General features: G+C 73.9%; 13 protein-coding genes. 6 read left to right on the top strand and 7 right to left on the bottom strand.

Annotated features, from left to right (window positions below; all coding sequences use genetic code 11):
- Positions 1-136: 136 nt before the first annotated feature.
- A complete protein-coding gene (locus tag H291_RS0117035; RefSeq protein ID WP_020016215.1) occupies positions 137-832 on the bottom strand; it encodes a LuxR C-terminal-related transcriptional regulator in 696 nt (231 codons plus the stop codon).
- On the bottom strand, positions 829-2,310 hold the full coding sequence (locus tag H291_RS0117030; RefSeq protein WP_020016214.1) for an ATP-binding protein: 1,482 nt from the start codon (positions 2,308-2,310) through the stop codon (positions 829-831). The genes H291_RS0117035 and H291_RS0117030 overlap by 4 nt, the downstream gene beginning before the upstream one ends.
- Before the next feature lie 136 nt (positions 2,311-2,446).
- Between H291_RS0117030 and H291_RS32690 the strand changes: the two genes are divergently transcribed.
- On the top strand, positions 2,447-4,093 hold the full coding sequence (locus tag H291_RS32690; RefSeq protein WP_020016213.1) for a PspC domain-containing protein: 1,647 nt from the start codon (positions 2,447-2,449) through the stop codon (positions 4,091-4,093).
- A gap of 11 nt (positions 4,094-4,104) precedes the next feature.
- Positions 4,105-4,779 (top strand): MFS transporter, encoded by a 675-nt coding sequence (locus H291_RS0117020; RefSeq protein ID WP_026365847.1) that lies wholly within the window; start codon positions 4,105-4,107, stop codon positions 4,777-4,779.
- Here the strand turns inward: H291_RS0117020 and H291_RS30530 are convergent.
- The gene (locus H291_RS30530) at positions 4,776-4,997 is read right to left on the bottom strand and encodes a hypothetical protein (protein WP_020016212.1); all 222 of its coding nucleotides are present in this window, start codon (positions 4,995-4,997) and stop codon (positions 4,776-4,778) included. The two genes, H291_RS0117020 and H291_RS30530, sit on opposite strands and share 4 nt — an antisense overlap.
- Here H291_RS30530 and H291_RS0117010 point away from each other — a divergent pair.
- The 3 genes from H291_RS0117010 (at position 4,983) to H291_RS0117000 (ending at position 7,830) form a co-directional block, all read left to right on the top strand.
- On the top strand, positions 4,983-6,149 hold the full coding sequence (locus H291_RS0117010) for a glycosyltransferase family 4 protein (RefSeq protein ID WP_020016211.1): 1,167 nt from the start codon (positions 4,983-4,985) through the stop codon (positions 6,147-6,149). The genes H291_RS30530 and H291_RS0117010 overlap by 15 nt on opposite strands.
- A 319-nt stretch (positions 6,150-6,468) precedes the next feature.
- Positions 6,469-7,092 carry a prepilin peptidase gene (locus tag H291_RS30525; RefSeq protein WP_020016210.1) on the top strand — a complete coding sequence of 208 codons (624 nt, stop codon included), beginning with the start codon at positions 6,469-6,471 and terminating at the stop codon, positions 7,090-7,092.
- Between the two features lie 174 nt (positions 7,093-7,266).
- On the top strand, positions 7,267-7,830 hold the full coding sequence (locus tag H291_RS0117000; RefSeq protein WP_157237115.1) for a hypothetical protein: 564 nt from the start codon (positions 7,267-7,269) through the stop codon (positions 7,828-7,830).
- Between the two features lie 68 nt (positions 7,831-7,898).
- Here H291_RS0117000 and guaA read toward each other — a convergent pair whose 3' ends face one another.
- Genes guaA through H291_RS0116980 form a run of 4 tightly spaced genes read right to left on the bottom strand, consistent with a single transcriptional unit; the run spans position 7,899 to position 12,361 of the window.
- The gene (gene guaA / locus H291_RS0116995) at positions 7,899-9,491 is read right to left on the bottom strand and encodes a glutamine-hydrolyzing GMP synthase (RefSeq protein ID WP_020016208.1); all 1,593 of its coding nucleotides are present in this window, start codon (positions 9,489-9,491) and stop codon (positions 7,899-7,901) included.
- A gap of 53 nt (positions 9,492-9,544) precedes the next feature.
- Positions 9,545-10,678, bottom strand: coding sequence for a galactonate dehydratase (gene dgoD / locus H291_RS0116990; RefSeq protein WP_232216090.1), 1,134 nt, complete (start codon positions 10,676-10,678; stop codon positions 9,545-9,547).
- Between the two features lie 34 nt (positions 10,679-10,712).
- Positions 10,713-11,339: a 2-dehydro-3-deoxy-6-phosphogalactonate aldolase gene (locus H291_RS0116985; protein ID WP_020016206.1), complete on the bottom strand. Its 627-nt coding sequence runs from the start codon at positions 11,337-11,339 to the stop codon at positions 10,713-10,715.
- A complete protein-coding gene (locus tag H291_RS0116980) occupies positions 11,336-12,361 on the bottom strand; it encodes a 2-dehydro-3-deoxygalactonokinase (RefSeq protein WP_020016205.1) in 1,026 nt (341 codons plus the stop codon). Before H291_RS0116980 ends, H291_RS0116985 begins: the two co-directional genes overlap by 4 nt.
- 68 nt (positions 12,362-12,429) lie before the next feature.
- Here H291_RS0116980 and H291_RS0116975 point away from each other — a divergent pair, with 68 nt between their 5' ends.
- Entirely contained in the window at positions 12,430-13,203 is a 774-nt protein-coding gene (locus tag H291_RS0116975) for an IclR family transcriptional regulator (protein ID WP_020016204.1), read from the top strand.
- The last annotated feature ends 54 nt before the right edge of the window (positions 13,204-13,257 follow it).

The following is a 13,257-nucleotide window of genomic DNA, read 5'->3' as shown; positions in this document are numbered from 1 at the left end:
GACACCCAGCACTCAACGGAACTCTCTGCTCGCCCCGGCACACAAATGACTTCGGTCGGTTGCATTGAGACCGGTCCATCGATGGACCGGTCTCAAGGCAACCGACCGAAGTCGCAGCCAACTCCGAAAGAGAGCCTCAGAGCAGCCGGCGAGCCACCGCCCAGCGCGTCAGCTCGTAGCGCGAGCTCAGCTGCAGCTTGCGCAGCACCGCGCTCACGTGCGTCTCGACCGTCTTGATCGAGATGAACAGCTCGCTCGCCACCTCGCGGTACGAGTACCCGCGCGCGATGAGCCGCATGACCTCCTGCTCGCGCTTCGAGAGCCGGTCGAGCTCGTCGTCGGCCACGGCGATGTCGTTGGCGGACGCGCCGAACGCGTCCAGCACGAACCCGGCCAGGCGCGGCGAGAAGACGGCGTCGCCGCCCGCCACCTGCACCACCGCGGACGACAGCTCCGACGGCGCGATGTTCTTCGTGACGTACCCCCGCGCCCCGGCGCGGATCACGGAGACGACGTCCTCGGCGGCGTCCGACACGGACAGCGCCAGGAACCGCGTGCCCTCGGTCAGCAGGTCGGCGCAGCGCTGCACCACCTCGGCACCGCCGCCGCCGTTGCCCCCGGGCAGGTGCACGTCCAGCAGCACCACGGGCGGCCGGTGCTCGTGCACCTGCGCCACGGCGCTGTCGACGTCGGAGGCCTCGCCGACCACGGTGACGCGGTCGTCGAGCGAGGCGCGCACGCCCGTGCGGAACAGGTGGTGGTCGTCCACGAGCACCACCGGTACCGGGAGCGGCACGAGCCCGCCGCCGGACGCCGTCGCCTGGGTTGTCATCTGGTCGCGCCTTCCGCTGTGGTGGGTACGGCGGCGGGGGTCGTCGCGGCCCGCGCCCGGCCGTTCTTCTCGGTCTTCTTGTCGCCGTTCGCCGGCTTCTTGTCGCCGTTGCCCGGCTTCCGGTCGCCGTTGGCCGCCTTGCGGTCACCGTTCGCGGGCTTGTCCAGCGGCATCCGCAGCCGCACCTCGGTGCCCCAGCCGGCCCGGCTGACCACCTCGGCGGTGCCGCCGCGCCGTCGGACACGGCCCAGGATCGACTCCCGGACCCCGAACCGGTCGACGGCGATCTCGTCGAGGTCGAACCCCTCGCCACGGTCGCGCACGAACACCTCGGCCACGGAGTCGGTGACCTCCAGGTACACCGACACGGGCGGCCTGCCGTGCTTGAACGCGTTGAGCAGGGCCTCGCGCGCGGCCTGCAGCAGCGCGGCGGTGCACTCGGTGGGCGGGCAGTCGCCGACGACGACGGTCTCGACGGTCAGCGGCGCGACGGCGTCCTCGATCTCGGCGACCAGGTCCTTGAGCTCGGCGGCGACGGAGGTGCCGGGCTCCTGCCGGTCGTCGTAGAGCCAGCCGCGCAGCTCGCGCTCCTGGGCGCGGGCCATGCGAGAGACGGCCTCGGCGTCGCCGGCCTGGGACCGGATCAGGGCGAGGGTCTGCAGCACGGAGTCGTGCAGGTGGGCGGCGATGTCAGCGCGCTCGGACTCCCGGGCGCGGGCCGCGCGCTCGTCGCCGAGCTGCCGCACGAGCCGGATCCACCAGGGCACCGAGACCAGCACGAGGCCCGCCACCATGGCGATCGAGGCGACCGTGGCCTGCATCAGCACGGTCAAGGGGGTGTCCTGGCCCACGAGCATCAGCACGCCGAGCATGGTCAGCACCACGCCCCCGGCGAGCCGGAGCAGCGCGGTGCGGGAGCGCAGGAGCGAGCCGGTGCCCGACCCGCCCACCCAGCGGTCCCGGTCGGTCGCGTCGATCTGGCTCCAGGCCAGGGCCACGCCGCCGAGCCCGATGAGGGCGGGCAGCACCCAGGAGGCGACCGGGTCCCAGCCCGCGCGGTAGGCCACGAGCAGGGCCGCGCCCGACAGCAGGGCGACGCCGAGCCAGATGTCGCGGGCGGCGAGGCGGGACACCGGCCCGGACAGGCGCATGCGCTCGGCCAGCGAGGCGGCGTTCCGTTCCTGCGCGCCGGCGTCGGCGTCCGCGTCGGTGGTCAGGCGTGGCGCGAGCCGGGCCCGGTCGGTGGGCACCGTGGCCACGGGCACGGTCGGGACGCCGGCCGGCACGGTGATCCACCAGAAGACGTAGGCGACGGCGCCCGCGCCGGCGAAGCCGGTGAGGATGACGAACGCGAGCCGGACCAGCCACACGGGCAGGCCGGTGTGCGCCGCCAGGCCGGCGGCCACGCCGGCCAGCCAGCGGCCGCTGTAGCCCGGCCCGGCCTTGCCGGGTCTGCGAAGGGTGAGTCTTTGGTCCACACCCTGATCGTCACACGTCAGGGCCCCCCTGAACACGTCTGGGCCGGGATCTCAGGGTGCCGCGCGGGGGTAACCAGGGTCGGTTCAGGGCAGGTCCCGATGCCGGATCCGCCGCCGGTCGACCAGCATTGCTGTCATGAGCACCGACGAGACGCGTCCCGAGGACGCCACGAACGAGCCGGGCGGCCCGGCCGACGCCAGGTCCGGCGGACCGGACCCGGTCGACCCCGCGCCCAACCCCGCACCTGACGCAGCCGCCGACCCGAACGTCGGTCCTGCACCCGCCGCTCCCGGCCAGCAGCCGTACCCGGAGACCGGCTTCTTCGCCTCGATCCGCCGGGGCCTCTTCCCCCGCTCCGACCAGCGCTGGGTGGGCGGTGTGGCCGGCGGTCTCGCCGAGCGCATCGGCTGGGACCCGCTGCTGGTCCGCGGCCTGCTGATCGTCAGCTTCTTCCTGGGCGGCCTCGGCCTCATCGCCTACGGCGTGGGCTGGGCGCTGCTCCCCGAGCGCGACGGCCGCATCCACCTGCAGGAGGCCATCCGCGGCAACTTCGACGTCGCCATGCTGGGCGCCGTCGCCGTGTTCCTGGTCGGCTTCGCGTGGGGCGGCCCGCTGGGCTGGTGGGACGACGGCGGCTGGCACTGGCTGGTCATCCTCTTCTGGCTGGCCGTCCTGGGCGTCATCCTCTACCTGATCGTGCAGGGCGTGCAGCGGGCCCGCGACAACAACGTGGCCCGGAGCCAGGGGCAGGTCCCCGGCGCCCCCACGGGCCAGGGCGCCCCGGTCGGCACGCCGGCCCCGGGCACCCCCGCGCCGGGCACTCACACGCCGGGCGCGCCGGGTGCGCCGTCCGGAACCGGTACCGGTACCACTGCGCCGTTCACGCCGGCGCCGCCGGTCGACTACCGCCGTACCGAGGGCCTGGTCTACGCGACCGGCGCCGGGCCCCGGCACCAGGGCCAGGCGCTGCAGGCCCCGTACCGTCCCGCACCCAACGCGGCGTACCAGCCGCAGCCGGTCTACACCGCACCCCGGGTGCGGACGTCACGCGGTCCGGGCGGCGCAGCCGTCGGCATCACGCTGGGCGTGATCCTGCTGGCGGGGGCGCTGCTCCTGGCGGCCCACCGCCTGGGCGAGCCCAGCTACTTCCTGGACGGCGGCGCGACGTTCCTGGCCGCCTGGCTGGGCATCGGCACCGTGGCGCTCGGCGTCGCGATCCTCGTCTCGGCGCTGCGCGGCCGCACCAGCGGCGCGCTCGGCTTCTTCGCGATCATCGCCCTGCTGTTCGGCCTCGGGTACGTCGCCATCGCCGGCACCGCGGGCCCGCGCTGGGCCGACGACGCCGTCGTGAGCGGGCAGCACATCGAAGGTCTCGTGACCGAGAAGTACAACCCGGACGCCGCCACCATCACCGAGGGCACGATCAACGTGACGACGGTGGGCGAGGCCGAGAAGGGCTTCTACGTGCAGTGGGGCGACCCGACCATCGACCTCTCCGAGCTCGACCTGTCCGACGTCGAGCCCGGCGACCCGGTCGTCGTGCCGATCCAGCTCGGCGCCGGCTCGACCGAGGTGCTCGTGCCGCAGGACGCGGCGGTCGAGGCGAACGCCTACGTCGCCGCCGGGGTCGTGCAGTGGAACGTCGACGAGCAGGGCCGTTCCACGAGCGGCGTCGGTTCCGACAACTACTTCGCGAGCGACGAGGTGGGTGACAAGGGCGCCGTGCTGAGCCTCGACATCCAGGCCGGGGCGGGCGAGGTCATCGTCGCCGAGAGCAACTGAGGGAGCACGCCATGACCGAGCAGACGAACGACCGGAACGACCGGACCGAGACCCACGGCGGGCCGCAGGCCCAGGACACGAGCGAGAACATGGACGAGAAGACCACGCAGGACCCGGACACCACCGAGGTCCTGCCCGCGCAGGCGACCCCGCCGACGCAGCAGATCATGCTGGGCGACACCCAGCAGGTGGCCACAACCTCCGTCCCGGAGGGCGAGGTGCACCCCGCCTACGGCATCGCCGCGGCGCGGGTCGAGGCCGAGGAGCGGGCCGCGGCGGGCGGCGTCCACGACGCACCCGTGGCGGACGACTCCGACCCGCTGGCGCCGCTGCGGGAGCCGGCCGCGCCGGCCCAGCCGGCCGCCGGTCCGGCGGTGAGCCCGGCCGCGCAGCACACGCCGCCGCGGCAGAGCACGCAGCCGGCCCATCCGGCGCCCGGCGCCCAGCCGGCGCATCCCACCCAGGTCCAGCCGGCGCAGCCGGCCCAGCCGCAGGTCGCGCCCAAGCGCGGCCCGCGCGTGGGCACGGCGGTCTGGGGCCTGATCGTCATCGCGGTCGGGCTGGGCATCCTCGCGGTCGCGGCCGGGGTGGTGTTCGACCTGGGTGTCGCCCTGATCGTGCTGCTGGGTGCCGCGGGCGTGATCCTGGTGGCCGGGTCGGTCATCTCCAGCGTCCGACGGCGCTAGGGGGTCCGGGCCAGCCGGCGTAGTGCTCCCCCGATCACACCCAGGACGATCCCGAGCCCGATCACGAGGGCACGGACCCCGAACGCGACCACCGCGGTGAACAGCGACGCACGCAGGAACGACGCGTCCATCACGGTGTCGCGGACGGGGTCGTCCTGTGCCGGCTCGGCGTAGGTGGCCCCGCCGGTGCGAGGATGTCGGGCGTGCGCATCACCCACGTCTCCGACACCTACCTCCCGCTCCTGGGCGGGATCGAGGCCCAGGTGAGCCGCCTGGCCGCGCAGCAGGTCGCGGCCGGGCACCGGGTCGAGGTCCTCACGACGACGCCCGCCCGCCCCGGCGCGCACGGGGTGAGCACCGCCGTCGAGGACGGCGTCACGGTGCACCGCATCGCCGCCCGTGTCCCGGGCGGCTGGCCGGTCCACCCCCGCTCCACCGCCCACGTGACCACCCACCTGCGCGCGGCGATCGCCCGGGGCGAGCGGCCCGACGTCGTGCACCTGCACATGGGGGTGCTCGCCCCCACCGCCCAGGCCGCGCTGCGGCCGGTGACCCGGCTGGGGCTGCCCGCCGTGCTGACCGTGCACAGCGTGTGGGGCGGGGCGTCGCGCCTGTTCGCCGCCGCCGACGTCGTCACGGGCTGGTCGCGCTGGCCCGTGCGCTGGTCCGCGGTCAGCGAGCTGACCGCGGAGCCGCTGCGGCAGCTGCTGCCCGACGGCGGCGACGTCGCGATCCTGCCCAACGGCCTGGACCTGGAGTCGTGGCGCGTACCGCGGACCGAGCGCGGGAACCGGCCCGAGGGTTCCGCCGTGCACGTCGTCGCGGCCGCGCGGTTCGCGCCCCGCAAGCGCATGCTGCCGCTGCTGGCCGCCGTCGCCTCCGCGGTGGACCGGCTGCCCGACGGCGCGCTGTTCGTGACGCTCGCGGGCGACGGGCCGCAGCGCACGGCGGCCCGGCGGTTCGTCGCGGAGCACGGCCTGCGCGACGTCGTCTCCCTGCCCGGGCGGCTCAGCGCCACCGAGCTCAAGCGGCTCTACGCGCGCGCCGACGTGTTCGCCGCGCCCTCCTCCGACGAGGCCTTCGGCATCGCCGCGCTCGAGGCGCAGGCCTCCGGGCTGACCGTGATCGCCCACTCCCGTTCGGGCGTGGCCGAGCGCGTGGTCGACGGCGCCTCCGGCCTCCTGGTGCCCGACGACAACGCGGTGGCCGAGGCGCTCGTGCGGCTCGCGGCCGAGCCCGGCCTGCTCGACCGCCTGCTCGCGGCCGCCACGACGCCGCCGTCGGGCATGGGGTGGCCGGAGGTGCTGGCCGTGACGGACCGGACGTACGCGGAGGCGGCGACGCTGGCCACGAGACGACAACGGGGCTGACCGGACCGGGCTGACCGGACCGGGCTGACCGGACCGGGCTGACCGGACCGGGCTGACCGGACCGGGCTGACCGGACCGGGACCGAGGCCGAGACTGGGACCGGGGCCGTCGCAACCGGACCAGTCACCTCTCCTTTGAGGCCTAAGTTTCTTCGCTTTGGTCCGCCGCAAAGCGAAGAAACTTAGGCCTCAAAGGAGAACGCACCCGGCCGACCTGGCCCGGACCGATGCCGGACCGATGCCGGACCGCGACCAGACCTCGCCCACACCCGGGCTGTGAACTGCTGCGCCCGACCCGTCCCGCCGGTTAGCCTCCCGAGGTGAGCCCCACCGAACCGGCCGCGACGAGCCCCGCCGAGCCCTTCGTCGTGCGCCAGTACCGGCGGGCGCGGGACGAGGTGGCGCCCTACGCGCGCGCCTCCGCCGTCGTCGCCGTGCCGGCCGTGGTCTGGGCCGGCTGGGCCAGCGGCCCGGGCTGGCTGACGCCGGCCTACGTCGTGCTCGCGGTCGTGGGCGCGGCGCTCGGGGTGATCGACGGGCGCACCCACCGGCTGCCCAACGCGCTGGTGTTCCCCCTGACCTGGGCCACGGGCGTGCTGCTCGTGGTCGCGGCCCTCGGCACCGGGTCGTGGACCGACCTCGGCCGGGCCGCGCTGGGCGGGCTCGCGTTCTTCGCGCTCTACCAGGTGCTGTACCTGGTCTCCCCGCGCGGCGGGATCGGGTACGGCGACGTCAAGCTGAGCCTGACCCTGGGCGCCGTCCTGACGTGGCACTCGTGGGGGACGCTCCTGATCGGCGTCTTCGCCGCGCACCTGCTGGCCGGCGTGGTGGCGGTCGTCCTCGTGCTCGGCCGGCGCGCGGGCTGGAAGACGGGCATCGCGTTCGGCCCGTACCTGCTGCTCGGCACCGTGGTCGGGCTGACCTGGGCGCGGCTGGTGGGCTGACCCAAATCCGCCTTCTTACCGCCAAGCGGCCTCAAAAGCCGTTTCCACGAATAAGGTCCCATAACCGGTCGATCACGCGATGAAAACTAGTTTTCAGGTATCAGTGACCGGGTGAAATCCTCGCCTATGTATGACCGGCGACAACAGCGTCGCCGGCAGACATGAGGAGCACTCATGAGGTACGCAGACGCAGCGACCCGCAGTTTCCGGACCCGGCTGACCGCCGTGGTCTCAGGAGCACTCATGGTGGTGACGCTCGGGGCGGCCGGGCCGGCGATGGCGCAGCCGGCCGACGGCGGGGGCGGCGCGGGGGTGCGGACGCAGCAGGTCGGGTCCGCGGCGCCCGTGCTGGTCGAGGACCTGGCCGCGGCCCCGGCCGCCGTCACGGCGACGTACTACTGTGCCGTCGCCGACGGCACCTTCGGCTGCCGGGCCGGCACCCCGGGCACCGGGCTCGTGGTCGCCGAGCTCTTCCAGCACGCCGACTTCGGCGGGTGGCGCGTCGTCGTCTTCAACCCGGCCTACTCCGTCGGGTGCAGCGGCGGCACCGGCGACAACGAGGGTGGCGCCAACCTCGGCACCTACCAGAACGCGGTCAGCTCCGTGAAGACGTACAACAGCTGCGACGTCCGGCTCTTCGACGGAAACGGCAAGAGCGGGTCGTCGACCGGGTTCATCGACCGGGACAACAACCTCGGCACCTTCAACGACCGCGCGAACTCGTTCGCCATCTCCTGATCCTCGTCGGCGACGAGCACCAGAAAGACCGCGGCCCCGCCCCTCGAGAGGGGCGGGGCCGCGGGACGTCACTCCCACTCGATGGTGCCCGGCGGCTTGCTCGTCACGTCGAGCACCACGCGGTTGACCTCACGCACCTCGTTGGTGATGCGGGTCGAGATGGTCGACAGCACGTCGTAGGGCAGGCGCGTCCAGTCGGCCGTCATGGCGTCCTCGGACGAGACCGGGCGCAGCACGATCGGGTGGCCGTAGGTGCGGCCGTCGCCCTGGACGCCCACCGAGCGGACGTCGGCGAGCAGCACGACCGGGCACTGCCAGATCTCGTTGTCCAGGCCGGCCTTGGTCAGCTCCTCGCGGGCGATCGCGTCGGCGCGGCGCAGGATCTCCAGGCGCTCGGCCGTGATCTCGCCGACGATCCGGATGCCCAGGCCCGGGCCCGGGAACGGCTGGCGCGAGACGATCTCCTCGGGCACGCCGAGCTCGCGGCCGACGGCGCGGACCTCGTCCTTGAACAGCGTGCGCAGGGGCTCGACGAGCTCGAAGTTCAGGTCGTCGGGCAGGCCGCCCACGTTGTGGTGGCTCTTGATGTTGGCCGCGCCCTCGCCGCCGCCGGACTCGACGACGTCCGGGTACAGCGTGCCCTGCACGAGGAACTTGACTTCTTCCCCGGCTTCGCCTGCTTCTTCGATGATCTCCCGCTGCGCGTCCTCGAACACGCGGATGAACTCGCGACCGATGATCTTGCGCTTGGTCTCCGGGTCGCTGACGCCGGCCAGCGCCGTCAGGAAGCGCTCCTTCTCGTCGCGGATCACGAGGTTCACGCCGGTCGAGGCGACGAAGTCGGTCTCGATCTGCTCGACCTCGCCGGCCCGCATCAGGCCGTGGTCCACGTGCACGCAGGTGAGCTGGTCGCCCACGGCGCGCTGCACGAGCGCGGCCGCGACGGCGGAGTCGACGCCGCCGGACAGCGCGCAGATGACGCGCGCGTCGCCGATCTGCGCCTTGATGGCGGCGACCTGGTCGGCGATGACGTTGCCGGGGGTCCAGTCGGGCTTGAGCCCGGCGCCCTCGTAGAGGAAGTGCTCCAGCACCGTCTGGCCGTGCGCGGAGTGCTTCACCTCGGGGTGCCACTGCACGCCGAACAGGCGGCGGCGGGTGTCCTCGAAGGCGGCGACGGGCGCGCCCTCCGACGTCGCGAGGACCTCGAAGCCGACCGGGGCCTTGTGCACGGCGTCGCCGTGGCTCATCCACGCGGTCTGGTGCTCGGGGGTGTCGGCGAGCAGCACGCCCGAGGCGCACACCTCGACCTCGGTGCCGCCGAACTCGCTCAGCCCGGTCTGCGCGACCTCGCCGCCGAGCGCCTGCGCCATCGCCTGGAACCCGTAGCAGATGCCCATGACCGGCACGCCGGCCTCGAACAGCTTGGGGTCCACGAACGGGGCGCCGGCCGCGTACACGGAGGACGGACCGCCGGACAGGATGATGGCCACGGGGTTCTTGGCGAGCATCTGCTCGACCGTGAACGTGTGCGGCACGATCTCCGAGTACACCCGGGCCTCGCGCACGCGGCGCGCGATCAGCTGGGCGTACTGCGCGCCGAAGTCGACGACGATGACCGGGCGGGGGGTCTGCGGCTGGTTGTCAGGGGCAGTGGACGACACGCGGCAAGTCTATGTGCCCGACGGCGGCCCGGCGCCCCACGGCGGAGTTGGGCTCACCACTCGGCGAACGACCCGTCGTCGTGCCGCCAGACCGGGTTGCGCCAGCGGTGCCCCTCGGCGGCGCGCTCCCGCACGTAGTCCTCGTTCACCTCGATGCCCAGTCCCGGCCCCTGCGGGATGGCCACGGAACCGGCCTCGTAGGCGAAGACACCGGGGTCGACGACGTAGTCCAGCAGGTCGTTCGCCTTGTTGTAGTGGATGCCCAGGCTCTGCTCCTGGATGACGGCGTTGTACGCGACGGCGTCGAGCTGCAGGCAGGCGGCCAGCGCGATCGGGCCGAGCGGGCAGTGCGGGGCGACGGCGATGTCGTACGCCTCGGCCATCGCGGCGATCTTGCGCACCTCGGTGATGCCGCCCGCGTGGGACAGGTCGGGCTGGATGATGTCGACGACGCCCGTGGTGATGACGTTCTTGAAGTCCCACCGGGAGTACAGCCGCTCGCCGAGCGCGATCGGCGTCGTCGAGCTGCGCAGCACGTCGGCGATCCCGTCCACGTGCTCGGAGAGCACGGGCTCCTCGACGAACATCAGGTGGTAGGGCGCCAGCGCGTCGAGCAGCACGCGCGCCATCGGGCGGTGCACGCGCCCGTGGAAGTCGACGCCGATGCCGATGTCCGGCCCGACGGCGTCGCGGACGGCCGCGACGTTGGCGACCACCTTCTCCACCTTGTCGCGCGAGTCGAGGTACTGCAGCTCCTCCGGGCCGTTCATCTTGACCGCGGTGAAGCCCCGCTCGACGGCCTCCTTGGCCTGGGCCGCGGTCTCGGCGGGCCGGTCGCCGCCGATCCACGAGTAGACCTTGATCCGGTCGCGCAGCCGCCCGCCGAGCAGGTCGTGCACGGGCACGCCGAGCGCCTTGCCCTTGATGTCCCACAGCGCCTGGTCGATGCCGGCCAGGGCGCTCATGTGGATGCCGCCGCCGCGGTAGAACCCGGAGCGGTACAGCACCGTCCAGTGCTCCTCGATCCGGCGGGGGTCCTTGCCGATCAGGTAGTCGGACAGCTCCTCGACGGCGGCGGCGACGCTGGCCGCGCGCCCCTCCAGGACCGGCTCGCCCCAGCCGACGATCCCCTCGTCGGTCTCGATCTTGAGGAAGAGCCACCGCGGCGGCAGGACGAATGTCGTCATCGACGTGATCTTCACGGCATGCCTCTCATCATCTTCATCGGTTCGGTGCCTGCGTCGCCGAGCTCCAGATCTCCACCAGGCGAGCCGCGCGGGCGGCCACCACGTCGGGCTGGTCGCCCGGGCGGTACAGGGACGTGCCGATCCCCGCGCCGGCCGCGCCCGCACGCGCCCAGTCGGCGAGGTTGTTCACGTCGACGCCGCCCACCGGGAGGAGCGCGGTGCCCGCCGGCAGGACGGCGGCCCACGCACGCATGCCGTCGATGCCGATGGTGGAGCCCGGGAACAGCTTGATCGCCGTGGCGCCCGCGTCGAGCGCCACGAAGGCCTCGGTCGGCGTCGCCGCCCCGGGGCAGCTCTCCAGGCCGAGCCGCACCGTCTCGGCGATCACGTCGGGCCGGGTGTTCGGCGACACGACGAGCGACGCCCCGGCGTCGGCCGCGCGCCGCACGTCCTCCGGGGTGAGCACGGTGCCCGCCCCGACCCGGCGGTCGGCCGGGCCGGCCGCGCGGATCCGGCGCACGGACTCCAGCGGGTCCGGGGAGTTGAGCGGCACCTCGACGGCGTCGAACCCCGCCGCGAGGACGGCCTCCGCGACGGCGACCGCGTCGTCGGGCGTCACGCCGCGCAGGATGGCGACGAGTCCGGTGGTGGGCTGGTTCATGCGAGCTGCTCCTGGGTGGGTGCGAGCGGGGCCAGGCCGGCGTCGAGGGCGACGCGCCAGAGGCCGCGGGCGGTGGCGTCCTCGCCGACGGTGCGGACCGCGACGCCGCACCGCTCCAGCGCGACGCGGTAGCGGTGCGTGGTGGCCGCCGACCCGCACAGGGTGACGGGGTCGGCCGGGTCGGCGCGCAGCGCGTGCCGCACCTCGGCGCCGATCAGCAGGCCGGAGACGTAGTCGGCGACCTCGGTGCCGGCGAGGCGGCCGGCCAGCACGAGGGTGCGGGCCGTGAACAGCAGCGCCGGCAGGCCGCGCTCGTCGCCCTGCTCGGCCTCCGCCCGGAGCCCCCAGGTGAAGGCTTCGGACGCCTCGGTCCCGGCCTCCCCCTCCGCGAGCCGGGCGAGGATGCTGTCGCCCATCAGGAGGCCGTAGAGCTCGCCGGTCATGGCGGTGGTGAAGCCCGTGACCCGGCCGCCGTCCAGGCGCACCCACTTCGAGTGCGTCCCGGGGAGCACCACGGTCTGCCTGCGGTCGGGGGTGCCGTGCCCGGGCGCGGTGCCGTGCTCCAGCGCGGTCGCGGCCAGCGCGCCGACGAGCTGCACCTCCTCGCCCCGCATGACGTCGGGGTGGGAGCCGGTGGCCCGCAGCCCGGGCACCAGGTGGACCACGGAGTCGCCGGCGGGCACCACCGTCAGCCGGTAGGCGAGCGCGCCCAGCTCCGCCGGCACGTCCAGGTACCCGGCCTCGGCCCAGCCGTGGTTCGAGCCCGCCATGCCCGAGCAGAGGACGGGGATGCCGGGGTGCTCGTCGAGCCACGGGCGGCACAGCCGGCCAAAGGTCGCCTCGAACGCGGCGGCCCGCGCCCGGGCGGAGTCCGCGCGCTGCGACAGGGTGAGCGCACCGTCCGCCGACCGGACCTCGTCGAGTACCTCGCCGGTGGCGTCCAGGAGCCAGGCGCGGAACGTCGTCGAACCCCAGTCGAGGGCCACCAGCGCGGCGTCGCGCCTCGGTGCGTCGTCAGCCATGTGCTGGACGCTAGTCGCTGGTCCCGATAGTTCGAACCGCATCCCTATTATCGGGATACGGTGGGCCGATGACCGCCGCCGCTCCTCCGGGCACGCAGACCCTCGCGCGGGGCATCGCAGTGGTGAACGCCGTCTCCCGGGGCCGCACGCGCCTGCGCGAGATCTCGGAGGAGACCGGGGTCGGGCGCAGCACCACCCACCGCCTGCTCCAGCTCCTGCTCGCCACCGGCTACCTTCGCCAGCTCGACGACGGCGCCTACGCGCTCGGGCCCGCGCTGATCGAGCTCGGCTACCAGGCGCTGCAGGAGAACCCCGTGACCGGGGTGGCCGCGCCGGTGCTGCGGGCCCTGGCCGAGCGCGTGCACGACACCGTGCACCTCGCCATCGAGGACCGCGGGCAGGTGCTGTACCTCGACAAGATCCCGGGCACGCGCGGGGCGGTGATGCGCTCTCAGATCGGGCACCGCATGCCGCTGACCCGCACCGGCATCGGCAAGGCGCTGCTGCTCGACGAGCCGGGGCGCTGGAGCGAGCAGTTCCTGGCCGAGCGGCCCGCCGGCGCGGGGCAGGGCCTGGAGCACGACGTGCTCACGGCCGAGGAGTTCGTGCGCGTCATGGCGACGTCGGCGGAGCGCGGCGTGACCTTCGACCTGGAGGAGAACGAGCCGGGCATCCTCTGCGTCGCGGCGCCGGTGCGCGACACGTCGGGCGGGATCGTCGCCGCGATCAGCGTCACGGCGACGCGCCCGTACATGCCACCCGAACGCCTGGACACCCTGACCCCGGTGGTCCGCGACGCGGCGGCCCGCATCTCGGCGGGCCTGGGCCGGCGCCCGGCATAGGGCCCCGGCAGACGCGTGACTCGGGAGGGGCGCTCAGTCGGCATTCGGCAGTCC

Source organism: Promicromonospora sukumoe 327MFSha3.1, from assembly GCF_000385135.1.
GTDB lineage: Bacteria > Actinomycetota > Actinomycetes > Actinomycetales > Cellulomonadaceae > Promicromonospora > Promicromonospora sukumoe_B.
The sequence above is the reverse complement of the archived record's forward strand: the minus strand, read 5'-3'. Positions and strand labels throughout refer to the sequence as shown.